Genomic DNA, 24,672 nt, shown 5'->3' on the forward strand with positions numbered 1-24,672 from the left:
AAATGCCCGAACGCTCACTCGCCGCACACACGTTGCGTAGTTTGGCCGTCACTCAGCCGGACCCCGAGGCGGGAGGGGAGCGACGGTGCCCGGAATCGACGAGTGCTTGCTGGAGACGATGCGGTTGCCCGGCGCGCGGGGCGCCGCGCTGGTCGACTGGACGAGCGGGCTGGCCCTGGGCACGGTGGGCGATCCTCCGGGCGGTGATCACGAGACGGCGGCGGCCGAGGCGGCGGAACTGGCCCGGCTGGCCGCCGAGCAGCAGGCGTTCGGCCCGGGGGACGGCGCCGACGCCGCGGACCCGCCCGTCGAGGACCTGATCCTCAGCAACCGGGACAGCTACCACGTGCTGCGGTTCGTGCCGACGTCCTTCGACAGCAGCGTGTTCCTGTACCTGTGGCTGGCGCGCACGGACGGCAATCTGGCGCTGGCCCGCATCCGGCTCGGCGAGATGGCCGAACGGCTGGTGCTGGGATGACCGTGGTCGGAACCACCCCACCACCGCGGCTGCCGGTCCGGGACCGGGCGACGGCACACCAGCGGGTCGGCGCCGGTGTCTCGCCGATGCTGACCCGGCTCGCCGAGGAACGGGCCACCGGCGTCCTGGACCGCGAGCACGGCACGCTCCATCTCGCCGAGGGCCGGGTGGTGCACGCCGAGAGCCCGCTCGCCCCCGGCCTCGCCGAGCTGCTCACCGCCCACGGCACCCTCGCCGCCGAGGCCTGGCGGGACGCCGAGGACAGCGCGGACGAGGGACGGCTGGCGCGGTACGGGGTCACGCCGGGCGCGCTGGAGCTGGCGCAGGTCGGCGCGCTGTACGACGCCGCGTACTTCGCCCTGGCGCCGAGCAGTACGCCGGGTCGCTTCCGCTACGGCGCCGCGCACTGGCTCGCCTCGGTGCACCCTGTGCCGGTGGCCGCGCTGGAGCGCGAGATGCTGCGCCGCCGCGCCCTGCTGCGCCGCATCTGGCCCGACCCGGCGACCGACGGCGCGCCCCTGGTCCGCGCCGACCCGGTCGCGGCCCCCACGGTGCCGACCCGGCAGGCCGCCGTGCTGGAACGGGTGGACGGCGTGCGCAGGGCCGTGGACATCGCCCGGGAGCTGGGCCGACCGGCGTTCCACACGCTGGTGCACATAAGACGGCTGGCCGCGGCAGGGCTGGTCGCCCCGCAGCGGCCACCCGCCCCGGACCCGCCGCCCGACGACATCGCCGCCGACCCCTATGTCGCGCTGCTGAAGAGGGTCAGGGATGCGCTGGAGGCCCTTTGACCGCAAACCGTTCGAGGACCGCAGACCCTTCGAGGAGCGCAGACCCATCGAGGACCGCGGTCCCGTCAAGGACCGCGAGCCGGCCGGGGTGCCTCGCCCACCGCAGCGGTCCCGTGCCGAGAGGAGACACCTGATGGCGGCCGAGGCCCCGATACTCGACGAGTTCCGTCGGCTCAGAGCCCGTGTGCCCCAGCTGACCGGAGCGCTCGCGGCCGGCGTGGACGGCCTCGTCCTCGCCCACGACACCCCCGGCGTCGAACCGGACGGCCTGGCCGCCCTGACCGCCGCCGCGCTCGGCGTCGCGGTGCGGGTGGCGGACGCCACCGGCCGGGGCGACTTCCGTGAACTGCTCGTACGCGGGGCGGACGGCTATGTGGCGACGTACGCGGCGGGCCGTACCGCCGTGCTGACGCTGCTGGCCACGGACGGCGTCAACGTCGGCCGGCTGCATCTGGAGGGCCGCCGCGCCGGGGCCCGCATCGGAGAGCTCGTCGACGCGAAGGCGACGCCTGTGCGCCGCAGCCCTGCCAAGAGCCCCGCCAAGGAGCCCGCCAAACCCGTGCCCACCCGCACGAAGACCGCGCGTTCCGCACGCACCACCACCGACGCGCGCACCACTACCGAGAGTTGAGAGGAACACACGTCATGGCCAACACCGAGACCACCCTGAAGGAATGCCTCGCCGCGATCGAGGGCGCGACCGGGGCCGCGCTCGTCGACTACACCAGCGGGATGGCCCTGGGCACGCTGGGCGGCAGCAAGACCTTCGACCTGAATGTGGCCGCCGCCGGCAACACCGACGTCGTCCGCGCCAAGATGCGCACGATGGAGCACCTCGGCCTCAAGGGCGGCATCGAGGACATCCTGATCACCCTCTCCGACCAGTACCACCTGATCCGGCTGATCACCGGGCGCGGCGGCAACGGCCTCTTCCTGTATCTGGTCCTCGACTCCAAGCGGGCCAACCTGGCGATGGCCAGGCACCAGCTGAAGAAGATCGAGGAGGACCTGGAGGTCTGACCCGCCCCCGGCCGGAACGGCCGGGCTACACCGGCGCCGCGGTGCGGCGGCGGCTCCCGCCCGGGGCCGCGTCGCCCGCGGCGATGCCCGTACCGCGGTAGGCCTTGACCGCCTTGCCCGCGGGCCGGCCGCCCCGGCCGTCGAGCCAGTCGACCCGCACCCACAGCAGGGCGTTCCCGTCCCGCTCCCGCCGGCCGAGCCACGCCGCCTTGAGCCGCAGCCCCGTCCCGCACCCCGCCAGCAGCATCCCGCCCGCCGCGGGCACGGCGAACGCGCTGCCCAGCGCGGCGACGAAGGCCAGCAGCAGCCACCAGCGGTGGCCCCGACGCCAGTTGCGGACGGCCACGGCACGGTCCTGGAGCACATCGTGCTTGCCGGCGCGGGCGACCGAACGGCTCAGCTCGGTGTAGCGCCCGCGGCGCACGCAGGCGACGACAGCCGTCGCCAGGATGAACAGCGCCGCCCCGGCCAGCACCCCGATCCGGCGTCCCGTCAGCCCCGGCGTCAACACCCCGATGCCCGCCGCGAACACCCCGAGCCACCACAGGGGCGCCGCCCCGGCCCGTACGACGACGGCCACCCGAGCCAGCCCCTGTCCTCCTCCGCGTGCCACGTCCGGCCTCCCGTCTCCCGTCTGTCCAGATGCTGTGCGCGCACGCTAGCCACCGAACGTGAGACGAGCCTTAAGAAGTCACCTCACTGGCTCACTCGACGAACAACCCGCGCGCCGCCGCCCGCGCGTCGAACTCCTCCAGCCGCGCCTGCGCGTCCGGCAGGTCGTCGCACATCGCCTCCAGCAGGACCCGGCCCAGCAGCATCGGCGCGCAGGCCGTGTCGAAGGCGAGGCCGGTGCCGACGGCGGCGGGCAGCAGCAGGTCGGAGACCTTGGCGACCGGCGCGAACGCGGAGTCGGCCACGGTCACCACGGTCAGCCCGGCCTCCTTGGCGTAGGCGAGGGTGTCCACGACCTCGCGCGGGTGCCGGGGCAGCGCGAAGCAGAGCAGGGCCGTGGCGCCGGCCCGGACAGCGGCGTCGATCCGGTCGTGGACCATCGTGCCGCCCTCGTTCAGCAGCCGTACGTCCGGGTGGACCTTGGCGGCGAAGTAGGAGAAGCCGTACGCCTGGGAGGCGGCCGCCCGCAGGCCCAGCACCGGCAGCGGACGCGAGGCCGAGAGCACGCGCCCGGCCTTCTGCACCGGACGCGGGTCGGCCAGGACCTCCGCCAGATGCCGGAGGTTCTCGATCTCGGCCTCGACGGCCTGCTGGTACTCGTTGTACGAGCCGGCGTCGACCGCCTGCTCCACGGGCGCGACCTCACGCAGGTGCCTGCGCAGCGCCGGGTAGCCGTCGAAGCCGAGGGCGACGGCGAAGCGGGTCACGGACGGCTGGCTGACCCCGGCCAGCTCGGCCAGCTCCACGCTGGACAGGAACGGCACGTCGGCGGCCCGGCGCACCATGCTGTGCGCGATGCGCCGCTGGGTCGGGGTGAGCCGGTGCCCCTCGAAGAGCGCCTGCAGCCGCGCGGCGGGGCTGTCCGTCCCGTGCGCCGCCCCGCCCGTGTTCCTGTCCGCGCTCATCCCGCGCTCCCCCTCCAGATGTCCGTGAACCGGTCCAGCAGTGCTGCGGCCGCCGTCACATCATCGGTGAGCGGCCGGTCGGCCAGGTCGTCGTCGAGCACCGACTCGGCCAGCGCCAGCGCCCGGCCCACCGGAAGCTCCGGGTCGGGCCGCAGGTCGCGCAGGCGCAACGCCCGTACGGCGGCGACGAGTTCACAGCCGACGACCAGACGGTACGCGCCGCACGCGCGCAGTGTCTGCCGTGCGGCGAGCGAGGCGAAGCTGGCCTGCTCCTCCACGCCCCGGGAGAGTACAGCGTGCCCGAGCGAGGCGGGGGCGGAGAAGGCGCGCAGGTCGCCGAGGGCAGCGGCGGCGGCGTACTCCAGGATCATCACGCCGGACGAGGCGGGCTCCTGGTCGGCGAGGAAGGGCCTCAGGCGGGTGTAGGCGGGCTCGTTGAGGGTGGAAAGGCGGGACGTCGAGAGCCGGGCAACCTGGGTCAGGGCCAGCCTGAAGTGGTCCAGGGCGAGGGCGAGTTGGGCCTGGTAGAAGCCGCCGTGGTGGTAGGCGGCCATGTCCTCGGGGGAGATCAGGGGGTTCTCGGCGGCGGCGTTGATCTCGACCGCGAGCACCTCCTCCAGGGCGTCGGCCGCGTCGTGCGCGGGGCCGTGGATCTGGGGCAGGCAGCGGAAGCCGTACGGGTCCTGGATCCGGCCGAGCGGTGGGGTCGGCCGGTCCTCGGCGCCGATCAGCTCCCGCATCCGGCGGGCGACCTCGGTACTGCCCCGGTGCGGCCGGGCGGCGTGCACGGGGGCGGCGTACGCCTCGTGGGAGCCGTCGACGGCGAGCAGCGAGAGGGCGGCGACGACCTGGGTGGCGGCGACGAGGCCGCGCAGTTCGTGCAGGGCGAGGGCGGCCTGGCCGAGGGTGAGGGCGTTGCTGCTGATGAACGCGAGGGCGTCGTTGTTGTCCAGCGGCTGCGGCTCGGGCGCCCCGGAGCCGCGCCAGGGGTGCTCGCCGGCCAGCGCGAGGCCGGTCTGGGCCAGCGCCGCGAGGTCTCCGGTGCCGACCGAGCCGAACTCGTTCACGACCGGGTGGGTGCCGCCCTCCAGGGCCTCGCACAGGGCGGTGACGACGGTGGGGCGCAGGCCGGCGCCTCCGGCCAGCAGCTGATTGGCGCGTACGGCGAGCATGGCCCGCACCTGCCGGGCGGGCAGCTCCTCGCCGATGGCACCGGCGTGGCTGCGCAGCAGGCGCAGGCCGTGCTCGGCGGCGGCGTCGGTGGGCACGTCCTCGTTCCGGTTCGCGCCCACGCCGGTGGAGCGGCCGTAGACGCGGCCGGTCGCGGCGATGAGGCGGGCGGCGTCCCAGGACTCCTCGGCACGCTTCATCGCGTCGGTCGCGGGAACCGGCCGGGCGCTCCCGTCGGCGAGGCGGACGACGTCCTCGACACCGAGCCCGATCCCGTCGAGGACGACGAGGCCGGTGTGGACAGATCCCGCTGCGCCCACGATCCGAGACCACATCACGCCCAAACTCCCCTCGACCCGAACATTCGATCTTGCCCTTCGGGCACCCGTTACTTCAGATTTACACCAACCCGTTGACAACCCATTCAGCTACCAAGAACTCTGCATGACGTTATACAGCCGGGCAAGGATGGTCGAGCCGACCTCCGGCACCATCCGGGTCGGCGGCAAGGACGTCACCCGCGACAAGAAGGGCCGGGAAAGCAGGGCCGGTGATGCGGCGGCGCCCTGCCGTCCGCCCCCGCCGAACAGGGGGGCTAACCCCAGTGCGGCGCTCGCTCTGGCTCCCTACCGTGGATCGCATGACCGGAATGGACGCGCGGGACACCGAGCTCAAGAAGGAACTCAACGCCACCTTGCAGGCCCGCAGGGAGCTGGGCGACGAGTACGAGTCCGCGCTGGTCGACTCGTTCATGGAGAAGGTCGACCAGCGCATCGACGGGGCGGTCGAGCGCCGGCTGCGGCGGCAGCTGGCCGAGCAGCAGATGGCGACCGCCCGGGGGACGCGGTCCCCGAAGCCGACGGACTCCTTCGGCGAGCGCTTCGGCTTCGGCATCGTCTCGCTGGTCGCGGCGATCCCGCTGTCAGGCATCGGCGGCGGCGTCGCCGGCCTGCGCGGCCTCCTCGTCACCTGGATCGGCATCGTCGGCATCAACGTGGTGCAGGCGGTACGCAACAACCCCGATCTCTTCCGGGGCCGCCGCAAGCCGTCCAAGGACGAGGACCGCTGGGAAGACTGAGCCTCGGGTCTTCGCCGCCCGGGGAAAGAGTGTGGCGGGGACCGCCGCACCCCCGTTGCCGGGGGGCGGGACGACGGCGGTCCCCGCGAGGGACGCGGGCCTGGTCAGGGCCTGGCTTACGCGCCCGTGGCGTCCATGGAGGTCCGGGAGCCGCTCCGGAGGTCCTTGGACGTTTCGGTGCCGACCGGGGCGGGGAGCCGCTCCCGCCCTGCCGACATCCACTAATGTGCCGGACCCGTGTTAAGCGGGTGCTGCGTGAACGTGACGCGCTCGTACCAGTTCCGCGACGGCCCGAGCGGCCCCGGTCATCCCAAGTTCGCCGCGGACACGCCCCGTTCACCGCGCGTTCGCCGCTACTTCCCGCCCTTGGCGAGGAAGGCCAGCAGGTCCTGCCGGCTGACCACACCGGTCGGCTTGCCCTCGACGAGGACGATCGCCGCGTCCGCCGTGCCCAGCACGGACATCAGGTCGCCGACCGGCTCGCCGGAGCCGACCTGCGGCAGCGGGGCCGACATGTGCTTCTCCAGCGGGTCGTCGAGCGAGGCCCGCTTGGTGAACAGCGCGTCCAGCAGCTCACGTTCGACGACGGAGCCGACGACCTCCGCCGCCATGACGTCCGGGTGACCGGCGCCCGGCTTCACGATCGGCATCTGGGAGACGCCGTACTCGCGCAGCACCTCGATGGCCTGACCGACCGTCTCGTCCGGGTGCATGTGGACCAGGGACGGGATGGCGCCGTGCTCCTTGTCGTTGAGGACGTCGCCGACGCGCGCGTTCGGGCCCTCGTCCTCCAGGAAGCCGTAGTCGGCCATCCACTCGTCGTTGAAGATCTTGCTGAGGTAGCCGCGCCCGCTGTCGGGGAGGAGTACGACGACGACGTCGTCGGGCCCGAGCCGCTCGGCGACCTCCAGGGCGGCCACCACGGCCATGCCGCACGAACCACCCACCAGCAGGCCCTCCTCCTTGGCCAGCCGACGGGTCATCTGGAAGGAGTCCTTGTCGGACACGGCGACGATCTCGTCGGCGACGGTCCGGTCGTAGGCGGTCGGCCAGAAGTCCTCACCGACGCCCTCGACGAGATACGGCCGCCCGGAGCCCCCGGAGTACACGGAGCCCTCGGGGTCGGCGCCGACGACCTGCACCTTGCCGTCGCTGACGTCCTTCAGATAGCGCCCGGTACCGGAGATGGTCCCGCCGGTCCCCACGCCCGCGACGAAGTGGGTGATCTTCCCCTCCGTCTGCTCCCACAGCTCCGGGCCGGTGGAGTGGTAGTGCGAGAGCGGGTTGTTGGGGTTGGAGTACTGGTCCGGCTTCCACGCGCCCGGCGTCTCACGCACCAGCCGGTCGGAGACGTTGTAGTAGGAGTCCGGGTGCTCGGGGTCGACAGCCGTCGGGCAGACGACGACCTCGGCGCCGTAGGCCCGCAGCACGTTGATCTTGTCGGTGCTGACCTTGTCGGGGCACACGAAGATGCACTTGTACCCCTTCTGCTGCGCCACGATGGCGAGCCCCACACCGGTGTTACCGCTGGTCGGCTCGACAATGGTCCCGCCGGGCTTGAGCGCACCGCTCTCCTCCGCGGCCTCGATCATGCGCAGGGCGATGCGGTCCTTCACGGAGCCGCCCGGGTTGAAGTACTCCACCTTGGCCAGGACGGTCGCCCGGATGCCCTTGGTCACGTTGTTGAGCCTCACCAACGGGGTGTTGCCGACGAGGCTGATCATCGAGTCGTGGAATTGCACCGTTGTCTCCGGATGCTGCAAAAGAAGTGGTCTGAAGTGGTCTTACTGGTTCCGCCAGCCTATGGCCTGCACGGGGCCCATGACGGTCGTTCACTCCTCGTTGGGATTGGGCCACGGTCCGTGCGGGGCAAGCAGTGGATGTACGGCTATGAGGAGGTGGCGGCGAAGCATGACGAGCATGTCGAGGGCGAGGGTGGCCCGGCGGATCGCGGCGGGCGCCGCGTACGGCGGCGGCGGCATCGGTCTGGCCGGGGCGGCGGCCGTCGGTCTGCTCCTCGCCGAGGTGCGGCTGGCCCGGCGCCATGTGGGCAACGGCACCAGCAACCACGTACCGAACGCCGACGGCCGGTACGGCCGCCTGTACGCCACGCCCGGCGAGACGCCGCTGCGGCTGACACTGCTGGGTGACTCGACGGCCGCGGGCCAGGGCGTGCACCGGGCGGGACAGACGCCTGGGGCGCTGCTCGCGTCGGGGCTCGCGGCGGTGGCGGAGCGCCAGGTGGAGTTCCGCAACGTGGCCCTGCCGGGGGCGCGCTCGGACGACCTGGACCGTCAGGTGGCGCTGGTCCTGGCGGACCCCGCGCTGACGCCCGACGTCTGCGTGATCATGATCGGCGCGAACGACGTCACGAACCGTATGCCGCCCACGCGCTCGGTCCGCCACCTCTCCTCGGCGGTACGACGTCTGCGTACGGCCGGTGCGGAGGTGGTGGTCGGCACCTGCCCCGACCTCGGCACCATCGAACCGGTGCAGCAACCGTTGCGCTGGCTGGCCCGGCGCGCCTCCCGTCAGCTGGCGGCCGCCCAGACGATCGGTGTCGTCGAGCAGGGCGGCCGGACGGTGTCGCTGGGCGACCTGCTGGGTCCGGAGTTCGCGGCGAACCCGCGCGAGCTCTTCGGCCCCGACAACTACCACCCCTCGGCGGAGGGGTACGCCACGGCGGCGATGGCCGTCCTCCCGACGGTCTGCGCGGCCCTCGGCCTCTGGCCGGCCGAGGAGGAGCGGCCCGACGTCACCCGCCGCGAGGGCTTCCTCCCGGTGGCCCGGGCCGCGGCCGAGGCCGCGTCGGAGGCCGGCACGGAGGTCACGGCCGCGATGCCGACCGGCCCGAAGGGCCCCTGGGCCCTCCTGAAACGCCGACGCCGCCGCCGCGTTCCCGAACCGGACCGGACCCCGGTGACCCCGTCCCCCTGAACGACAAAAGCCTTCCTCGCCCCGCCGCCCCTACCCGTCCCATCCCTGGGGGCTCCGCCCCCAGACCCCCTGTTGTCGGCCCTGCGGGCCCCGTCCTCAAACGCCGGACGGGCTGGAAGATCCAGCCCCTCCGGCGTTTGACGAGCGGAGTCTGGGGCGGAGCCCCTGGGGACGGGACGGGTAGGAGCGGCGGGGGCGAGGAAAGCAAGCGCTTAGAAAATTGCGGTCAGGGTCACACCGCCACGCCCGTGACCTCGACGGTACGTACGGGTAACTTCCCTCACAGCCCTGCCCGACCCCCCGGTATGCCCACCCGTCGCCCGACCACCACCCCTCAACGAGGCGCTGCGCGCCACACCTTTCGACTGGAGCCGTGATGCCCGAAGCCGTGATCGTCTCGACCGCCCGCTCCCCCATCGGCCGCGCCTTCAAGGGCTCCCTGAAAGACCTGCGCCCCGACGACCTCACCGCCACCATCATCCAGGCGGCCCTCGCCAAGGTCCCCGAACTCGACCCGCGCGACATCGACGACCTGATGCTCGGCTGCGGCCTCCCCGGCGGCGAGCAGGGCAACAACCTCGGCCGCATCGTCGCCGTACAGATGGGAATGGACCACCTCCCGGGCTGCACCATCACCCGGTACTGCTCCTCCTCCCTCCAGACCTCCCGCATGGCCCTGCACGCCATCAAGGCCGGCGAGGGCGACGTCTTCATCTCGGCCGGCGTCGAGATGGTCTCCCGCTTCGCCAAGGGCAACTCCGACAGCCTCCCGGACACCCACAACCCGTTCTTCGCCGAGGCCGAGGCCCGCACCGCCGCCGTCGCCCAGCAGGAGGGCACGACCTGGCACGACCCGCGCGAGGACGGCCTCGTCCCCGACGCGTACATCGCCATGGGCCAGACCGCGGAGAACCTCGCCCGGTCCAAGGGCATCACCCGCGAGGACATGGACGAGTTCGGCGTCCGCTCGCAGAACCTCGCCGAGGAAGCCATCAAGAACGGCTTCTGGGAGCGGGAGATCACCCCGGTCACGACCCCCGACGGCACGGTCGTCAGCAAGGACGACGGCCCCCGCGCGGGCGTCACCCTGGAGGGCGTCCAGGGCCTCAAGCCGGTCTTCCGCCCCGACGGTCTGGTCACCGCCGGCAACTGCTGCCCCCTGAACGACGGCGCGGCTGCCCTCGTCATCATGTCGGACACCAAGGCCCGCGAGCTCGGCCTGACCCCGCTCGCCCGCATCGTGTCGACCGGCGTCTCGGGCCTGTCCCCCGAGATCATGGGCCTGGGCCCGGTGGAGGCGTCCCAGCAGGCCCTGCGCCGCGCCGGCCTCACGATCGACGACATCGACCTGGTCGAGATCAACGAGGCGTTCGCCGCCCAGGTGATCCCCTCCTACCGCGACCTGGGCATCGACATCGACAAGCTGAACGTCAACGGTGGCGCCATCGCCGTCGGCCACCCCTTCGGCATGACCGGCGCCCGCATCACCACCACGCTCATCAACTCCCTCCAGCACCACGACAAGCAGTTCGGTCTGGAGACGATGTGCGTCGGCGGCGGCCAGGGCATGGCGATGGTCATCGAGCGCCTCAGCTGACCCCACGAGCGATCACCTGAGTAGTCAACTCACGACCCAGCGTGAGACTTCGGCCCAGAACCCGGGAAGCCCCTTGGTTCTGGGCCGTTTTGTGATCCAATCTCCCCCAGGATGTGACCTATCTCCCTCTGCGGAGGGATCTACGCAGCTCAGCGCCGTTGCACCACCAAACGCCAGGCCCAAAATCCTGTCCGCTTCGTGACGTTACGCACTGACAGCTGGATAGTCCGCCCTTCAAGCTGATGTAGGAAGTCGGGGGTCGACTTTGAACCGGGAGTACGTCAGTGAGCGCCATGCCGATCGCCTTGCTGCTCACCACGGCCGCCACCGGCGCCGTGGGCGTCGCCGTCCTGCGCACCCTCATGGTGCTGCGCCGACAGGTCGCGGCCCTGCATACCGAGCTGGCACAGAACAACGCCGCCGCGGCCCGGGGCATGGTCCCGCAGGCCCGCCTCTCCGCCGAGGCCGATGAGATACGCGCCGCGGTCGCCGAGGCCCTCGCCGAGGAACGCGAGCGGGAGCTGGCCGAGGCGCGCGCCTTCTGGGCCGCCCAGGAGTCCCGTGACGGCTCCGACGCGCCCACCCTGCTGGGCCTGTCCGACAGCGAGCTGTTCCTGCCCCGCCAGGCCGATTTCGCGGGCCTGGAGCATCTGGAGCCGGTGACCGAGCCGACCGCGGACACGGACGATTTCGCGGGCGACTCGCCCGAACTGGCCGCGGCCCGCCGCCGGCACCCCTCCCACCCGGACTTCGTCCCGGTCTCCTCACCGGCCGTGAACGACCATGAGCGTACGGTCTCCACCCTTGAGGACCTGGCCGCCTCCGCCACCGAACTCACCGACGTCCGCCCCGGTCCCCTCGGCACCCTCGACGTCTACGTCTTCGCCGACGGCACCACCCTGTGCATGACCCCGGGTCACCGCGAAACGGCGGAACGCCTGGCGTCGGCCCTGCGCGCGGGCGAGACCCCGGTGCTGCTGGGCGGCTCGGGAGTCTCAGGCGCGTACACCCTGACCTTCGCCTGCGGCGAGGAGAACGTCTACATCCTGGCCGACAGGGTCATAGCAAGCCTGTAGTTCCTGGCGCCGGGGCCTGCGACGCCCCCAGGGGCGCGGGGCCGTGTCGATATGCGGCTCCGCCGCGTGGGCGCGACAAGCCACACACAGCGGTCAGCCGCCAACAGACCTCAGACCCCCGCCCTCTTCTGCGCCTCCTCGACCAACGCCACCGCTTCGGAGACCTGGTCGTCACGCTCGAGAACCACCGCCAAGTCATGCGCGGCAACGGTGATCTGATCCGCCGCGGCGAACATCCCGGCGTCAGGCATCTCCCGAGGCTCGACCCCGGGCGCCTCCACAACCTGCGCCCACGAAGCCAACCACCTGGCCAGCGCCAGCGCCTCCGCGGCAGCGCCCCGCTGCAAGCGAGACTGCGGCGCCGCCCGCAGCCGGTCGGCGAAGTGATCTACGGCTTGGGTCAGACGCGTCGTATCAACCACGCCGTGAGCGTACGCGACTGTTGCCAACGGGCGAACGCTCAGGCACGGTGACCTGAAGGACCGGCTTACATCCCCTTTGCGTCCGGAGGCGCCGATGTCCCACGTCCTCTCCGAGGAGACCCACCGCAACATGCTCGCCCGCATCCCCCACTGCACCGGTCGTGAAGTCTCCGACTGGCTGCGCACCGTAGAAGAAGGCCCGGCCCTCGTCCGCTTCGAGGAGAAGGTCAGCTGGCTACGTCACGAATACGACCTCGCGTACGGCCACGCGAAGGCGATCGTCCACGAGTACGACCTGAGGAGGGCGGCGCGCAAGTTCCTCTAGACGCGCGCACAGACGACGAAGGGCCCCGGGACGAACCCGGGGCCCTTCGCTTGCCGACTGCCGTCGAAGGCTAGTCGTTGTTGAGGATCGAGATGAGCCTCAGGAACTCCATGTAGATCCACACCAGCGTCATGGTGAGACCGAAGGCCGCGAGCCAGGCCTCCTCGCGCGGCGCGCCGTAGGCGAGACCGTCCTCGACCTGCTTGAAGTCCAGGGCGAGGAAGCAGGCGCCGAGCAGGATGCCGACGATGCCGAACACGATGCCGAGCGGGCCGCTGCGGAAGCCGAGGCCGTCACCGCCGCCGAAGACGGCGAACAGCAGGTTGACCGCCATCAGCAGGATGAAGCCGAGCGCGGCCGCCATCACGAAGCCGACGAAGCGGCGGTTGACGCGGATCCAGCCCGCCTTGTACGCCACCAGCACGGCGGCGAAGACCGCCATCGTGCCGAGCACCGCCTGCATGGCCGCACCGCTGGCGATGCGGTTGTCGACGACGCTGGAGACGACACCGAGGAAGACACCCTCGAGCGCGGCGTACGACAGGATCAGCGCGGGCGAGGCCTTGCGCTTGAAGGACTGCACCAGCGCCAGCACCATGCCGACCAGACCGGCGGCGATGGCGATGCCGTAGGACCGGCTGATGTTCGCGTCGTCGACCGGCAGCAGCGCCCAGGCGAGCGCGGCCGTGACGATCAGGGTGCCGAGCGTGGTGCCCGTGCGCAGGATGACGTCGTCCATCGTCATCCGGCCGGTGGTGGCCGGGGCCTGCGGCGGTGCGCCGTACTGAAGGTCCTGCTGGGCGTAAGGGTTCTGCGCGTACGGGTTGCCGGCCTGCGGCTGGGCGTACGGGTTGCCCTGCGTGCCGACAGCGGCGCCCCCGGCCTGCGGCGCGGTGTTGAAGCCCGCGTAGCCGTTGTCGCGGCTGAACCCCCGTCGCGAGAAGACCGGGTTGCTGCTCCTCATTTCACTCCTCCATGGCCACCGTGCGTGGCCTTGGCTCAAGAGTAATAGGTAGGCAAAGGATTGACCCTAGTGCTTGGGGAGGATCTTTCCCTCGTCGTGCTGGCCAACACGCTACGCGGCCGGGTGATTCCCGGCCACGGAGGGGATCATTCATAACCAAGCTGGGACATGGCCGGAACCGACCGGAGATCACTCCCCTGGCCCGCAGCCGTGCGCATGGGCCTCGTTCACCCGAACGGGAAACCCGTGTACCCCTCGGCGAGGTCCGTCTCGGCCGCCCGCGACGACGCGAGCCGCTCCAGGCGCGCCAGCTGGAGCCGGTCCTCGAAGGGGGTGGCGTCGGGGGCGCGGTGGAGCAGTGTCGTCATGTCGTAGGAGAACCGCTCGGCCTGCCAGACCCGGCGCAGGCAGGTCTCGGAGTAGGCGTCGAGGAGTTCCGCCGACCCCGTCTCCTTTTCGTACGTCAGTGCTCGCGCGAAGGTGACGACGTCGCCGACGGCCAGGTTCAGCCCCTTGGCGCCCGTCGGCGGCACGATGTGTGCCGCGTCACCGGCCAGGAAGAGGCGGCCGTGACGCATGGGTTCGTGGACGTAGGACCGCATGGGCGTGACCGACTTCTGGGTGATGGGGCCGCGCTGCAGGCGCCAGTCGTCGGTCGTCTCGAAGCGGCGCTCCAGCTCCGCCCAGATCTCGTCGTCGCCCCAGGTCTCGGCGTCCGTGCCCTCGGGCACCTGGAGGTAGAGGCGGGAGACGGACGGGGATCGCATGGAGAGCAGGGCGAAGCCGCGGTCGTGGCGGGCGTAGACCAACTCGTCGTGCGAGGGGGCGACGTCGGCGAGGATGCCGAGCCAGCCGTAGGGGTACGTCCGCTCGAAGACCCGGGTGAGTTCGGCGGGGATCGCCTTGCGGGCGACGCCCCAGAAGCCGTCGCAGCCGACGACGTAGTCGCATTCCAGAACGTCCTCGACGCCCTCGTGCCGGAAGCGGACCCGGGGACTGCCGGTGTCCGCGCCCTCGACGGCCAGCGCCTCCGCCTCGAACAGCAGCGGGCCGCCGTCCTTGAGTTGGAGGGCGATGAGGTCCTTGCAGACCTCGGTCTGGGCGTAGACCATCACGGACCGGCCGTCGGTGAGGGCGGGGAAGTCGACGCGGTGGCGTCTGCGGTCGAAGCGGAGTTCGATGCCATCGTGCCGCAGGCCCTCGCGGTCCATCCGCTCGCTCGCGCCGGCCGCGCGCAGTACGTCCACGGTGCCCTGCTCCAGGATTCCGGCGCGCTGGCGGTGCTCGACGTAGGCGCGGTCGCGGCTCTCCAGGACGACCGAGTCGATGCCGGCGTTGTGGAGCAGACGGGCGAGGAGGAGGCCGGCGGGGCCCGCTCCGATGATGCCGACGGTCGTACGCATCGGTCGCTTCCCTTCGCTGTTCGCCTGGTGAACTTTCATTCACCATTGCCTGACGTGAGTCTCCGGCCACACCTGCCCGCTGTCAACGGTCGGTGGTGAAGTCTTGAAGGGAAGCCCGCAGAGCCGGCGGGGAGGAGGAGAGTCGGAAGTGCCCAGAGCCGGACTTGAACCGGCACGCCCGCGAAGGGGCAGCGAGGTTTAAGCTCGCCGTGTCTGCATTCCACCATCTGGGCAGGCCATGGGCTCCGCATCGCGGTTCCGAGCCTATCGGGATACATCCCCCGAACAGCGGACGGGCGGACCGATGTTGTCTTATTTTATTGATGTCTGAGGGTGCATCAGCCCACGGAACACGCCATCCGCACTTGCCAACAGCCTTACGCGCGGCCGTTGGCGGCGCATGCGGAATGACGGAATTTCACCGTCCGAACAAGGACGCTCCACCTGTTCCAGTCGCGAACACCTGTCAGGGTTCCTCGTCATCCTCAGGTATGACGCGACGGCGCTCCCTCCATCCGCAGTCTGCCTTCGGAACCGGAACAGCGACTGACTACACGGCGCTCTTCGACCAGGACGATGGATGAGTCCCTTCGAACACACCGTCGTCCCTCAGGAGCGCCTTCTCGTGACCACCGCATCCATCGCCGACCGGGCCACCACCGTGGCCGCGCGTGCCACGGATCTGTCGAAGATCTACGGACAGGGCGAGACCCAGGTGGTCGCCCTGGACCGGGTCACCGTCGAGTTCCGGCAGGCCGAGTTCACCGCGATCATGGGCCCCTCCGGCTCCGGCAAGTCCACGCTGATGCACTGCGTGGCCGGTCTGGACACCTTCTCCTCCGGTTCGGTGCGCATCGGCGACACCGAGCTCGGCTCCCTGAAGGACAAGCAGCTCACCAAGTTGCGCAGGGACAAGATCGGGTTCATCTTCCAGGCGTTCAACCTGCTGCCGACGCTGACGGCGCTGGAGAACATCACCCTTCCGATGGACATCGCCGGCCGTAAGCCCGACAAGCAGTGGGTGGATTCGGTCATCCGGATGGTGGGCCTGGCCGACCGTCTCAGCCACCGTCCCGCCCAGCTCTCCGGCGGCCAGCAGCAGCGCGTCGCCGTGGCCCGCGCGCTCGCCTCCAGGCCCGAGATCATCTTCGGTGACGAGCCGACCGGAAACCTCGACTCGCGCTCCGGCGCCGAGGTGCTCGGCTTCCTGCGCAACTCCGTACGGGAGTTGGGGCAGACGGTGGTGATGGTGACCCACGACCCGGTCGCCGCGGCGTACGCGGACCGGGTGGTGTTCCTCGCGGACGGCCGGATCGTCGACGAGATGTACAAGCCCACCGCGGACAACGTCCTCGACTTCATGAAGCAGTTCGACGCGAAGGGCCGCACCAGCTGATGTTCCGCACCGCCCTGCGCAACGTACTCGCGCACAAGGCCCGGCTGTTGATGACGGTGCTCGCCGTGATGCTCGGCGTCGCGTTCGTCTCCGGCACGCTGGTCTTCGCCGACACTCTCTCCAACGCCTTCCGCAACCAGTCGGCGAAGAGCTACGACGACGTCGCCGTCGCCGTCACCTCGCACGCCGACCCGGACAACCCGAAGGAAGAGCCCGGGCTCTCCCGTCAGACCCTCGACAAGATCTCCGCGGTGGACGGCGTCGCCGCCGCCCTCGGCCGCGTGGACGGCTTCGCCGGGGTCGCCGACCCCGACGGGAAGCTGATCGGCGTCGGCTGGTCCAACAAGGGCGCCAACTTCTCCCCCGGCAAGGACGGCAAGGACCCCGCCTACACGTTCACCGACGGCTCGGGCCCGGTGAAGGACGACCAGATCGCCCTGGACAAGGACTCCGCGGCCAAGGGCGAGTACCAGGTCGGCGACCGGGTCCGGGTCGCCACGAACGGCCCGGTGAAGGAGTACACCCTCAGCGGTGTGTTCACCACCGAGGACGGCGCCGTGAACGCCGGCGGCAGCCTCGTCCTCTTCGACACCGCGGTCGCCCAGAAGCAGTACCTCAAGCCGGGCTACTTCGCGAGCGCCACCGTCACCGCCGCACCCGGCGCCGACGACGCGAAGATCCTGGACGCGGTCAAGCCGCTGCTGCCGGACACCGCCGAGGCCCAGACGGGCCAGGCCCTCGCGGACGAGCAGGCCAAGCAGATCGAAGAGGGGATGGGCTCGCTCAAGCAGGTGCTGCTGGGCTTCGCGGGCATCGCGCTGTTCGTCGGCGTCTTCCTGATCTCCAACACCTTCACGATGCTGGTCGCCCAGCGCACCAAGGAGATCGCGCTGATGCGGGCCGTCGGCGCGTCCCGCAAGCAGATCACCCGCTCGGTGCTCGCCGAGGCCGCGGTGGTGGGCCTGGTCGCCTCGGTGATCGGCTTCGTCCTCGGCGTCGGCCTCGCGGTCGGACTGCGGTCCGGGATGGCCGCGTTCGACATGAAGATGCCGGACGGCCCGCTGATCCTCTCCGCCACGCCGGTGCTCGCCGCGATCGGCGTCGGTGTGCTGATCACCACGTTCGCCGCCTGGCTGCCCGGCCGCCGGGCCGCGAAGATCCCGCCGGTCGCGGCCATGAACAGCGTCCACGCGGTGGCGACCACCAAGTCGCTGGTGGTGCGCAACTCCATCGGCGCCGCCATCACCGCCCTCGGCTCGGCCGCGATCGTGCTGGGTGCCTCGTCCGGCGGCAAGAGCGGCCGGATGTACATCGCGGCGGGCGCGTTCTTCGCGCTGGTCGGTGTGATCATCCTGATCCCGCTGCTGTCCCGGCCGGTGATCGCGCTCGTCCGCCCGCTGCTCGTCGGCCCCTTCGGGGTGGCCGGCAAGCTCGCCGGCCAGAACGCGGTCCGCAACCCGCGCCGTACCGGCGCCACCGCCTCCGCGCTGGCGATCGGTCTGACGCTGGTGACCGGCCTTTCGGTGCTCGGCATCACGGTCGGCACGGCCATCGACAAGATGACCACGGACAACATCAAGGCCGACTACATGGTCTCGATGGCGAACGGCGGCGACCTCGACCAGTCCGCGCTGACGGCGCTGAAGAAGGCCAAGGGCGTCTCGGCGGTCTCGCCGCAGCAGAGCGTCTACTTCGAGCTCGGCGGCGACGACTTCGTCTCCGCCTCCGCGGTCACGCCGGGCGACATCGAGCAGGTCCTGAAGGTCGACGTCGTCAGCGGCAGCGTCGACTCGCTCGCCAAGGGGCAGATCGCGGTCGCCGAGAAGACGGCCAAGAGCAAGGGCTGGAAGCCGGGTGACAGCCTCCCTGTCACCTTCGGCGACGAGAAGAAGGGCAAGCTGACCGTCGGCGCCGTCTTCAAGGACAGCGAGTTCCTCTCCCCCGTCCTCGTCGACACCGAGGTCGTGAAGCCGCACGAGACGCAGCCGTACATCCAGCAGATCTTCGTGAAGACGGATGGCGGCCAGACCTCGGCGAACGAGAAGATCCTCATCGACGCGCTGGGCGACAACCCCGCGATCACGGTCATGGACCGGCAGGACATCCGCAACGAGTTCGGCGGCGCCATCAACACGATGCTGAACATCATGTACGGCCTGCTGGCCATGGCCCTGATCATCGCGGTGCTGGGCGTCGTCAACACCCTCGCGATGTCGGTCTTCGAACGGCAGCAGGAGATCGGCATGCTGCGGGCGATCGGTCTCGACCGGCGCCGGGTGAAGCGGATGGTCCGGCTGGAGGCCGTGGTCATCTCGGTGTTCGGCGCGGTCGTCGGCATCGGCCTCGGCTCGTTCCTCGGCTGGGCGATCGGCGAGACCATCAAGGGGGAGATCCCGGGCTACACGCTGGTTCTGCCCTGGGACCGGATCGGGATCTTCCTGGTGCTGGCCGGCCTCGTGGGCGTCCTGGCCGCACTGTGGCCGGCCCGCAACGCCGCGCGGCTGAACATGCTGAACGCGATCAAGGCGGAATAGCCGTACGCGCGCGTGGGCCCCGTTCCCGGGAGGGAGCGGGGCCCTTGGCGTCTCAGCTCCAGGTACGGGACCGCAATGGCATCCCCGAGTCACCGGAGTCGGGCGTCCTGATCGCCAGCACCTGGTTGACGCCGATGCGGTTGCGTTCGAAGGCGAGTGCGCAGGCGGCCATGTAGAGGCGCCAGACACGGGCGCGCCCCGGGCCGGTGAGCTTGACCGCCCGCGTCCAGTCGGCCTCCAGGCGGTCGACCCAGCGGCGCAGGGTCAGCGCGTAGTGCTCCCTGATCGACTCGACGTCGCGCACCTCGAACCCGGCCCGCTCCAGCTGGGTGACGGTGACGCCGATGGGCTGGAGCTCGCCGTCGGGGAAGACGTAGGAGTCGATGAACTCGTCGACCTGGTACGAGGATTCGTCGCGCTGCGGCCGCCGCCCGATCTGGTGGTTCAGCAGCCGCCCGCCGGGCTTCAGCAGCCCGAACAGCACATCGGCGTACTCCAGGTACCGCTCGGCGCCCACGTGTTCGGCCATGCCGATGGAGGAGACGGCGTCGTACGGACCGTCCTCGACATCCCGGTAGTCCTGGACGCGGATCTCCACCTTGTCGGTGAGCCCCTCGTCGGCGACGCGCTTGCGGGCGTAGGCGGCCTGCTCCTGGGAGAGGGTGACGCCGACGACGCTCACGCCGTACTCGCGGGCCGCGTGGATGGCCATCGAGCCCCAGCCGCTACCGACATCGAGCAGTCGCCGGCCGGGACGGAGGTCGAGCTTGCGGCAGACGAGGTCGAGCTTGTCGCGCTGGGCGGCTTCGAGGGTGCCGTCCGGGGGCGGGGCCGACCAGTAGGCGCAGGAGTACACCATGGACGGGCCGAGGACGATCTCGTAGAAGTCGTTGCCGACGTCGTAGTGGTGGCTGATGGCGCGTCTGTCGGTGCGTTTGGTGTGCAGATGGCCGCGGACCCGGCGCACCTCCTCGGGGGGCGGCGCGGGCGGCAGCGGAAGTCCGCCGAGCCGCAGGAGACCGCGCACGGCGGCACGCACCTCGGGGTCCCGCAGCGCCTGAGCCAGGCTTCGGGCGTCCTCCCCGCGCTCCCACACGAGCCCCGCGAGCAGATCGAGGGCGGCGTACAGATCGCCCTCGATGTCGAGGTCCCCGGCCACCCAGGCCCGGGCCAGGCCCAGTTCACCGGGCTTGAACAGCAGCCGCCGTACGGCACGGCGGTTGCGTACGACGAGAGTCGGCGCGCCCGGCGGCCCCGACTGCGAACCGTCCCAGGCGCGGATGCGCACCGGGAGCGGAACTCCCAGCAACTGTTCGAGAAGGCCCTTCAGCCGCACCGCGGCGTGTGGCATGGCGCACACCTCCGTGACGAGGAATCCCGGATGTCCAACACCACGTAAACACCTGCGGGGCTCGGACGCAGTCCCCCACGCGCGTTACGGCCAGGCAAAATACGTGCGGAGTCCACATCATCGGCCCGTCTGGGGGTGCCCCCTCTGGGGGAGTTCGAGGACGAGGCCGTTCGGGCCGATGGGGTCTGGGGGCACGGCCCCCGGGAACGCCGAAAGACCTCCTGCACCACGGACGGCAGGAGGTCTTTCGTTCGGTTCAGCCACCTGAAAAGGTCAGGAAGCCTTCACCTCGGTCTTCTTCGGCTCAGCCGCCGGCACGGGCTTGGCGGCCTCGTAGAACTCCTCGCGCGGGTGCTCCATCGCGCCGAGGGAGACGACCTCGCGCTTGAGGAACATGCCGAGGGTCCAGTCGGCGAAGACGCGGACCTTGCGGTTCCAGGTCGGCATCGCCAGGCCGTGGTAGCCGCGGTGCATGTACCAGGCGAGACGGCCCTTGAGCTTGATCTTCATCTTGCCCATGACGATCATCGCGACGCCCTTGTGCAGGCCCAGGCCCGCCACCGCGCCCTTGTTGGCGTGCTCGTAGTCCTTCTGCGGGAAGCCCCGCATACCGGAGATCACGTTGTCGCCGAGGATGCGCGCCTGACGCAGCGCGTGCTGGGCGTTCGGGGGGCACCAGGCGTTCTCGTTGCCCGCCTTGCGGCCGACGAGGTCCGGGACCTGGGCGTTGTCGCCGGCGGCCCAGATGTAGTCGGTGCCCTTGACCTGGAGGGTCGGCTCGCAGTCGACGTGACCGCGGGGGCCGAGGGGCAGACCGAAGCGGGACAGCGCCGGGTTCGGCTTGACGCCGGCCGTCCACACGATCGTGTTGGAGTCGACCTCGAGCCCGTTCTTCAGCACGACATGGCCGTCGACGCAGGAGTCCATGGAGGTCGAGAGGTAGACCTCGACGCCGCGGGCCTCCAGGTGCTCCTTGCCGTACTGGCCGAGCTTGGGGCCGACCTCGGGGAGGATCTTGTCGGCGGCGTCGACGAGGATGAAGCGCATGTCCTCGCGGGACACGCTGGTGTAGTACTTGGCCGCGTCGCGGGCCATGTCCTCGACCTCGCCGATGGTCTCCGCACCCGCGAAGCCACCGCCGACGAAGACGAAGGTGAGCGCCTTGCGGCGGATCTCCTCGTCGGTCGTGGAGTCGGCCTTGTCGAGCTGCTCCAACACGTGGTTGCGCAGGCCGATGGCCTCCTCGATGCCCTTCATGCCGATGCCCTGCTCGGCGAGGCCGGGGATCGGGAAGGTGCGGGAGACCGCGCCCATCGCGATGACCAGGTAGTCGAAGGGCAGCTCGTACGCCTCGCCGACCAGCGGGGCGATCGTGGCGACCTTGCGGTCCTGGTCGATGGTGGTGACCCGGCCGGTGAGGACCTCCGCCTTGGGCAGCACGCGTCGCAGCGGGACGACGACGTGGCGCGGGGAGATGCTGCCGGCGGCGGTTTCGGGGAGGAAGGGCTGGTAGGTCATGTACGACCGGGGGTCGACGACCGTGACGGTCGCCTCTCCGTAGCGCATCTTCTTGAGGATGCGCCGAGCTGCGTACAGGCCTACGTACCCACCGCCTACTACGAGGATCCTGGGACGCTCCGTGGTGCTCATGCCATCGAGTATCCACCCGCCTCAGGGGGGTCGCTCGTGCGCCCCTTCACAAGCTCTTGCAGACCCTGTGCTACACTCCCCGGCCCGCGTGACCCAGGTCATGGTCACAATCGGGAACCCGGAAGCGTTACGCCCCGTTGTCAATGCCGCGTGAGCTGCCTCTCTGGCTCTCCGGGCTCTCTGTGAGCGACCTGGAACGCCTCCCTGGGAGACCCTCCCGCACCTTCCTTACACCGGCCATCTGAACATGTTCAAGGCCCTGTTCACCCCTCGGAAGGGTCAACCGGCGCCTGTCCGTGCTCCTCCAGGGCCCAATTCCTTGTGAAGAACTTCACGAACTTTCTCCGGCGGGCATCACCAGGGGGTCTCAGAGGGGCGCGAAAGGCCCCCTCGGGAGCGCTCATACGCTAGCCGACCTGCTCAGTCTGCGACTACCGGGCAGTAGCGAACGAGACCCGGACCACCCCGCCGATGCGACCCCGATCACCGTTCCCCGCATGGCCGTCACTCGGTCGGCCACGCTCCGCGCGCAAATTGATCAGACAGGCACATAACGTGCAGCCATGATCACCTCACAGAAGGCCCTCCAGCGGGCCACCTCCCGAATAGTCACGGTCGGCGCTGCTCTGGGCATTGCTCTCGCGTTGGGGACGGCGACCGCCGCGTCCGCCGCGGCAGCGACGTCCGCATCGCATGTCGTCGCAAAGGCCGCGGACAGCCACCACGGCCACCACCACGGTCATCACGGCCACCACGGTGACGATGGAGGATGCAGTGGCCTCCTCGTCCTCCTCTGCAACTGACGGACAAGCCCGCACGGGCTGACACGACGGCCCCGGTTCCTCCGCGAGGTACCGGGGCCGTTCCGCGTCTCGGCAGGTCAGTTGCCGCCCTTACCTTCTTCGGCGTCTTCCGCCACCTTGAAGGCGATGCCGTCGAGGATGTCGTGCTCGCTGACGACGACCTCCTCGGCGCCGACGCGCTCCATGACGGCGAGCAGGACCAGGGCACCCGCGGCGATGACGTCAACTCGGCCCGGGTGCATGGAGGGTACGGTCGCGCGCTCGGCGTGGGTGGAGCGCAGGAGCCAGTCGGTGATCTCGCGGACCTGGTCGTGGGTGATCCGGGAGTGGTGGATGCGGGCCGAGTCGTACTCGGGCAGGTTCTGCGCGATGGCCGACACCGTGGTCACCGAACCGGCGAGCCCCACCAGGGTCCTCGCCTCGCGCAGCGGCACCGTCTCCTCGGCGAGGTCGAGGGCCGCCTCGATGTCGGCCCGCATCGCCGCGATCTGCTGCTCGGAGGGCGGGTCGGAGACGACGCCGTCGCGGACCAGGTGGCGCTCCGTCATCCGTACGCAGCCGACGTCCACGGAGCGCGCGGCGCGGACGTGCTCCTCGCCGACGACGAACTCGGTCGACCCGCCGCCGATGTCCACCACGAGGTAGGGCCGGTGCAGGTCCTCGCGGCCCACCAGTTCCTTCGTGGCACCGGTGAAGGAGAACTCGGCCTCCTGGTCCCCGGTGACGACCTCGGGCTCGACACCCAGGATGTCCATGACCCCGCGCACGAACTCGTCCCGGTTCTCGGCGTCCCGGGAGGCGGAGGTGGCGACGAAGCGGAGTCGTTCGGCGCCGTGCTCCTTGATGATCGCCGCGTAGTCCCGGCAGGCGGCGAAGGTGCGCTCCAGCGCCTCGGGGGCGAGCCGGCCCGTGCGGTCGACGCCCTGGCCGAGGCGCACGATCGTCATACGGCGGTCCAGGTCGACCAGTTCGCCGGTGGACGGGTCAACGTCGGCCACGAGGAGCCGGATGGAGTTCGTACCGCAGTCGATGGCGGCGACACGGGTCACTGGTCGTCCCCCTCGGGCTGCTGCGGAAGCGTCACGCAGGCGCCCTTGCTCCACCACTCCGGCAGCATCGCGAGCGCCTCGTCGCCCAGCGGGTTCACGCCGGGACCTGCGGCCAGCGAGTGCGCGACCAGGACGTGCAGGCACTTCACCCGGTCCGGCATGCCGCCCGCGCTCGGGAAGCCCTTCAACTCCTCGATCTCGTCGCGGCGCCGGATGTAGTCCTCGTGCGCGGCCCGGTAGGCCGCGGCCAGCTCCGGGTCGGTCTCCAGCCGCGCCGTCATCTCCTTCATCACGCCGTTCGCCTCCAGCGTGCCGATCGCCGACGACGCCTTCGGGCAGGTCAGGTAGTACAGCGTCGGGAAGGGCGTGCCGTCGGGCAGCCGAGGGGCCGTCTCGACGACGTCCGGCTGCCCGCAGGGGCACCGGTGCGCGATCGCGCGCAGCCCGCGCGGGGGGCGCCCGAGCTGCTGCTTGAAGGCCTCGACGTCAGCGTCGGTGGGCTCGGTGCGCGGGGTGGGCGGCGGGGGCGTGTGCATGCCTGTCTTTCTATCGGGTTCTCGCTGGGCTCAGTGGTCGGCGGCCGCGTCGGCCTTGTCGACCCCGTCCCAGATGTTCGTGTACCAGGGCCGGTCGGCCGCGCGCCGGTCGGTGCGGGCCTGCTTGGCCGCGTCCGGGTCGACCACGATGTAACCGGTCTCCCCGGGCAGCACATAGTGCAGCCGCAGCCGGATCTGCTGCTCGGCGTACGCGTCGTCCTGCCAGCGTGCCTTGAGGTCGCGCAGCTGCTCGACGCGCTGGGCGGCCTCTTCCTTCTGTCGCTGCATGTCGGCGATCTCGGCGCGCTGGGAGACGTACTGCCTTATGGGGTAGGCCAGCGCCACGACCATGGAGCACACGACCAGCGCGAGCAGCGCGGCGCGTCCGGTGAGCCTGGAGCGCCGGGCCTGCCGCTTGGTCTGGGAGCGGTAGACGCGGGCCGCGGTCTGCTCGCCGAGCAGCCGGATCCTGGTCGCGGTGGAGAACCGGTCCCGGTCCTTGACGGCCATGTCCC

24 protein-coding genes and 1 tRNA gene are annotated in these 24,672 nt (G+C 70.7%); 12 read left to right on the forward strand and 13 right to left on the reverse strand.

Annotated elements, in window-relative coordinates:
* Window positions 1-85 precede the first annotated feature (85 nt).
* The 4 genes from ACZ4UU_RS04750 (at window position 86) to ACZ4UU_RS04765 (ending at window position 2,289) form a co-directional block, all read left to right on the forward strand.
* Window positions 86-478 carry a hypothetical protein gene (locus ACZ4UU_RS04750; RefSeq protein ID WP_468036489.1) on the forward strand — a complete coding sequence of 131 codons (393 nt, stop codon included), beginning with the start codon at window positions 86-88 and terminating at the stop codon, window positions 476-478.
* Complete coding sequence (locus ACZ4UU_RS04755) at window positions 475-1,269, forward strand: transcriptional regulator (RefSeq protein WP_468036490.1); 795 nt, start codon at window positions 475-477, stop codon at window positions 1,267-1,269. The genes ACZ4UU_RS04750 and ACZ4UU_RS04755 overlap by 4 nt, the downstream gene beginning before the upstream one ends.
* Window positions 1,270-1,402: 133 nt before the next feature.
* Window positions 1,403-1,900 carry a roadblock/LC7 domain-containing protein gene (locus ACZ4UU_RS04760; protein WP_468036491.1) on the forward strand — a complete coding sequence of 166 codons (498 nt, stop codon included), beginning with the start codon at window positions 1,403-1,405 and terminating at the stop codon, window positions 1,898-1,900.
* Between the two features lie 14 nt (window positions 1,901-1,914).
* Window positions 1,915-2,289 (forward strand): roadblock/LC7 domain-containing protein, encoded by a 375-nt coding sequence (locus ACZ4UU_RS04765; protein ID WP_468036492.1) that lies wholly within the window; start codon window positions 1,915-1,917, stop codon window positions 2,287-2,289.
* A 25-nt stretch (window positions 2,290-2,314) separates the two neighbouring features.
* Here the strand turns inward: ACZ4UU_RS04765 and ACZ4UU_RS04770 are convergent, their stop codons facing one another.
* The 3 genes from ACZ4UU_RS04770 to ACZ4UU_RS04780 all read right to left on the reverse strand — a co-directional run bounded on the left by ACZ4UU_RS04770 (window position 2,315) and on the right by ACZ4UU_RS04780 (window position 5,371).
* Window positions 2,315-2,902: a hypothetical protein gene (locus ACZ4UU_RS04770; protein ID WP_468036493.1), complete on the reverse strand. Its 588-nt coding sequence runs from the start codon at window positions 2,900-2,902 to the stop codon at window positions 2,315-2,317.
* A gap of 91 nt (window positions 2,903-2,993) precedes the next feature.
* Entirely contained in the window at window positions 2,994-3,866 is an 873-nt protein-coding gene (locus ACZ4UU_RS04775) for a MurR/RpiR family transcriptional regulator (protein WP_468036494.1), read from the reverse strand.
* Window positions 3,863-5,371 carry an aromatic amino acid ammonia-lyase gene (locus tag ACZ4UU_RS04780; protein ID WP_468037846.1) on the reverse strand — a complete coding sequence of 503 codons (1,509 nt, stop codon included), beginning with the start codon at window positions 5,369-5,371 and terminating at the stop codon, window positions 3,863-3,865. The genes ACZ4UU_RS04775 and ACZ4UU_RS04780 overlap by 4 nt, the downstream gene beginning before the upstream one ends.
* Before the next feature lie 305 nt (window positions 5,372-5,676).
* On the opposite strand from ACZ4UU_RS04780, the gene ACZ4UU_RS04785 reads away from it, so the two are divergent.
* The gene (locus ACZ4UU_RS04785) at window positions 5,677-6,114 is read left to right on the forward strand and encodes a hypothetical protein (RefSeq protein WP_468036495.1); all 438 of its coding nucleotides are present in this window, start codon (window positions 5,677-5,679) and stop codon (window positions 6,112-6,114) included.
* A 353-nt stretch (window positions 6,115-6,467) separates the two neighbouring features.
* Here ACZ4UU_RS04785 and ACZ4UU_RS04790 read toward each other — a convergent pair whose 3' ends face one another.
* Window positions 6,468-7,856: a cystathionine beta-synthase gene (locus ACZ4UU_RS04790; protein WP_468036496.1), complete on the reverse strand. Its 1,389-nt coding sequence runs from the start codon at window positions 7,854-7,856 to the stop codon at window positions 6,468-6,470.
* 169 nt (window positions 7,857-8,025) lie between these two features.
* Between ACZ4UU_RS04790 and ACZ4UU_RS04795 the strand changes: the two genes are divergently transcribed.
* From ACZ4UU_RS04795 to ACZ4UU_RS04805, 3 genes are all read left to right on the forward strand, one after another.
* The gene (locus ACZ4UU_RS04795; protein WP_468036497.1) at window positions 8,026-9,051 is read left to right on the forward strand and encodes an SGNH/GDSL hydrolase family protein; all 1,026 of its coding nucleotides are present in this window, start codon (window positions 8,026-8,028) and stop codon (window positions 9,049-9,051) included.
* A gap of 376 nt (window positions 9,052-9,427) precedes the next feature.
* Entirely contained in the window at window positions 9,428-10,648 is a 1,221-nt protein-coding gene (locus ACZ4UU_RS04800; protein WP_468036498.1) for an acetyl-CoA C-acetyltransferase, read from the forward strand.
* Between the two features lie 293 nt (window positions 10,649-10,941).
* Window positions 10,942-11,724 (forward strand): hypothetical protein, encoded by a 783-nt coding sequence (locus tag ACZ4UU_RS04805; protein ID WP_468037848.1) that lies wholly within the window; start codon window positions 10,942-10,944, stop codon window positions 11,722-11,724.
* Window positions 11,725-11,834: 110 nt separating this feature from the next.
* On the opposite strand, the gene ACZ4UU_RS04810 is transcribed toward ACZ4UU_RS04805, so the two are convergent.
* A complete protein-coding gene (locus ACZ4UU_RS04810) occupies window positions 11,835-12,146 on the reverse strand; it encodes a hypothetical protein (protein WP_468036499.1) in 312 nt (103 codons plus the stop codon).
* 94 nt (window positions 12,147-12,240) lie between these two features.
* On the opposite strand from ACZ4UU_RS04810, the gene ACZ4UU_RS04815 reads away from it, so the two are divergent.
* The gene (locus ACZ4UU_RS04815; protein WP_030049879.1) at window positions 12,241-12,471 is read left to right on the forward strand and encodes a DUF4287 domain-containing protein; all 231 of its coding nucleotides are present in this window, start codon (window positions 12,241-12,243) and stop codon (window positions 12,469-12,471) included.
* Window positions 12,472-12,541: 70 nt separating this feature from the next.
* Here the strand turns inward: ACZ4UU_RS04815 and ACZ4UU_RS04820 are convergent, their stop codons facing one another.
* The 3 genes from ACZ4UU_RS04820 to ACZ4UU_RS04830 form a co-directional block, all read right to left on the reverse strand.
* Entirely contained in the window at window positions 12,542-13,435 is an 894-nt protein-coding gene (locus ACZ4UU_RS04820) for a Bax inhibitor-1/YccA family protein (RefSeq protein ID WP_383448263.1), read from the reverse strand.
* 227 nt (window positions 13,436-13,662) lie between these two features.
* Entirely contained in the window at window positions 13,663-14,838 is a 1,176-nt protein-coding gene (locus ACZ4UU_RS04825) for a 4-hydroxybenzoate 3-monooxygenase (protein WP_468036500.1), read from the reverse strand.
* Between the two features lie 149 nt (window positions 14,839-14,987).
* Window positions 14,988-15,071: transfer RNA gene (locus ACZ4UU_RS04830), tRNA-Leu, on the reverse strand.
* Window positions 15,072-15,463: 392 nt separating this feature from the next.
* Here ACZ4UU_RS04830 and ACZ4UU_RS04835 point away from each other — a divergent pair.
* Together ACZ4UU_RS04835 and ACZ4UU_RS04840 are read left to right on the forward strand one after the other, a co-directional pair.
* Complete coding sequence (locus ACZ4UU_RS04835; RefSeq protein ID WP_468036501.1) at window positions 15,464-16,234, forward strand: ABC transporter ATP-binding protein; 771 nt, start codon at window positions 15,464-15,466, stop codon at window positions 16,232-16,234.
* Window positions 16,234-18,768, forward strand: coding sequence for an ABC transporter permease (locus tag ACZ4UU_RS04840; protein WP_468036502.1), 2,535 nt, complete (start codon window positions 16,234-16,236; stop codon window positions 18,766-18,768). Before ACZ4UU_RS04835 ends, ACZ4UU_RS04840 begins: the two co-directional genes overlap by 1 nt.
* A 52-nt stretch (window positions 18,769-18,820) precedes the next feature.
* Here ACZ4UU_RS04840 and ACZ4UU_RS04845 read toward each other — a convergent pair whose 3' ends face one another.
* Both ACZ4UU_RS04845 and ACZ4UU_RS04850 read right to left on the reverse strand, forming a co-directional pair.
* A complete protein-coding gene (locus ACZ4UU_RS04845; RefSeq protein ID WP_468036503.1) occupies window positions 18,821-20,119 on the reverse strand; it encodes a class I SAM-dependent methyltransferase in 1,299 nt (432 codons plus the stop codon).
* A gap of 273 nt (window positions 20,120-20,392) precedes the next feature.
* On the reverse strand, window positions 20,393-21,769 hold the full coding sequence (locus ACZ4UU_RS04850; RefSeq protein WP_468036504.1) for an NAD(P)/FAD-dependent oxidoreductase: 1,377 nt from the start codon (window positions 21,767-21,769) through the stop codon (window positions 20,393-20,395).
* A 563-nt stretch (window positions 21,770-22,332) separates the two neighbouring features.
* Between ACZ4UU_RS04850 and ACZ4UU_RS04855 the strand changes: the two genes are divergently transcribed.
* On the forward strand, window positions 22,333-22,572 hold the full coding sequence (locus tag ACZ4UU_RS04855; RefSeq protein WP_468036505.1) for a hypothetical protein: 240 nt from the start codon (window positions 22,333-22,335) through the stop codon (window positions 22,570-22,572).
* A gap of 77 nt (window positions 22,573-22,649) precedes the next feature.
* Here ACZ4UU_RS04855 and ACZ4UU_RS04860 read toward each other — a convergent pair whose 3' ends face one another.
* Genes ACZ4UU_RS04860 through ACZ4UU_RS04870 form a run of 3 tightly spaced genes read right to left on the reverse strand, consistent with a single transcriptional unit; the run spans window position 22,650 to window position 24,667 of the window.
* Complete coding sequence (locus ACZ4UU_RS04860) at window positions 22,650-23,621, reverse strand: Ppx/GppA phosphatase family protein (protein ID WP_468036506.1); 972 nt, start codon at window positions 23,619-23,621, stop codon at window positions 22,650-22,652.
* Window positions 23,618-24,157 carry a DUF501 domain-containing protein gene (locus ACZ4UU_RS04865; RefSeq protein WP_468036507.1) on the reverse strand — a complete coding sequence of 180 codons (540 nt, stop codon included), beginning with the start codon at window positions 24,155-24,157 and terminating at the stop codon, window positions 23,618-23,620. Before ACZ4UU_RS04865 ends, ACZ4UU_RS04860 begins: the two co-directional genes overlap by 4 nt.
* A 30-nt stretch (window positions 24,158-24,187) precedes the next feature.
* Window positions 24,188-24,667, reverse strand: coding sequence for an FtsB family cell division protein (locus ACZ4UU_RS04870; protein ID WP_234765881.1), 480 nt, complete (start codon window positions 24,665-24,667; stop codon window positions 24,188-24,190).
* Between the last annotated feature and the right edge of the window lie 5 nt (window positions 24,668-24,672).

The organism is Streptomyces sp. NPDC028907 (assembly GCF_055564995.1).

Coding starts and splice junctions, on each gene's coding strand:
- ACZ4UU_RS04755 (WP_468036490.1), top strand. CDS start 475: ATGACCGTGGTCGGAACCACCCCACCACCGCGGCTGCCGGTCCGGGAC.
- ACZ4UU_RS04760 (WP_468036491.1), top strand. CDS start 1,403: ATGGCGGCCGAGGCCCCGATACTCGACGAGTTCCGTCGGCTCAGAGCC.
- ACZ4UU_RS04765 (WP_468036492.1), top strand. CDS start 1,915: ATGGCCAACACCGAGACCACCCTGAAGGAATGCCTCGCCGCGATCGAG.
- ACZ4UU_RS04775 (WP_468036494.1), bottom strand. CDS start 3,866: ATGAGCGCGGACAGGAACACGGGCGGGGCGGCGCACGGGACGGACAGC.
- ACZ4UU_RS04780 (WP_468037846.1), bottom strand. CDS start 5,371: ATGTGGTCTCGGATCGTGGGCGCAGCGGGATCTGTCCACACCGGCCTC.
- ACZ4UU_RS04785 (WP_468036495.1), top strand. CDS start 5,677: ATGACCGGAATGGACGCGCGGGACACCGAGCTCAAGAAGGAACTCAAC.
- ACZ4UU_RS04795 (WP_468036497.1), top strand. CDS start 8,026: ATGACGAGCATGTCGAGGGCGAGGGTGGCCCGGCGGATCGCGGCGGGC.
- ACZ4UU_RS04800 (WP_468036498.1), top strand. CDS start 9,428: ATGCCCGAAGCCGTGATCGTCTCGACCGCCCGCTCCCCCATCGGCCGC.
- ACZ4UU_RS04805 (WP_468037848.1), top strand. CDS start 10,942: ATGCCGATCGCCTTGCTGCTCACCACGGCCGCCACCGGCGCCGTGGGC.
- ACZ4UU_RS04815 (WP_030049879.1), top strand. CDS start 12,241: ATGTCCCACGTCCTCTCCGAGGAGACCCACCGCAACATGCTCGCCCGC.
- ACZ4UU_RS04820 (WP_383448263.1), bottom strand. CDS start 13,435: ATGAGGAGCAGCAACCCGGTCTTCTCGCGACGGGGGTTCAGCCGCGAC.
- ACZ4UU_RS04825 (WP_468036500.1), bottom strand. CDS start 14,838: ATGCGTACGACCGTCGGCATCATCGGAGCGGGCCCCGCCGGCCTCCTC.
- ACZ4UU_RS04840 (WP_468036502.1), top strand. CDS start 16,234: ATGTTCCGCACCGCCCTGCGCAACGTACTCGCGCACAAGGCCCGGCTG.
- ACZ4UU_RS04845 (WP_468036503.1), bottom strand. CDS start 20,119: ATGCCACACGCCGCGGTGCGGCTGAAGGGCCTTCTCGAACAGTTGCTG.
- ACZ4UU_RS04850 (WP_468036504.1), bottom strand. CDS start 21,769: ATGAGCACCACGGAGCGTCCCAGGATCCTCGTAGTAGGCGGTGGGTAC.
- ACZ4UU_RS04855 (WP_468036505.1), top strand. CDS start 22,333: ATGATCACCTCACAGAAGGCCCTCCAGCGGGCCACCTCCCGAATAGTC.
- ACZ4UU_RS04865 (WP_468036507.1), bottom strand. CDS start 24,157: ATGCACACGCCCCCGCCGCCCACCCCGCGCACCGAGCCCACCGACGCT.
- ACZ4UU_RS04870 (WP_234765881.1), bottom strand. CDS start 24,667: ATGGCCGTCAAGGACCGGGACCGGTTCTCCACCGCGACCAGGATCCGG.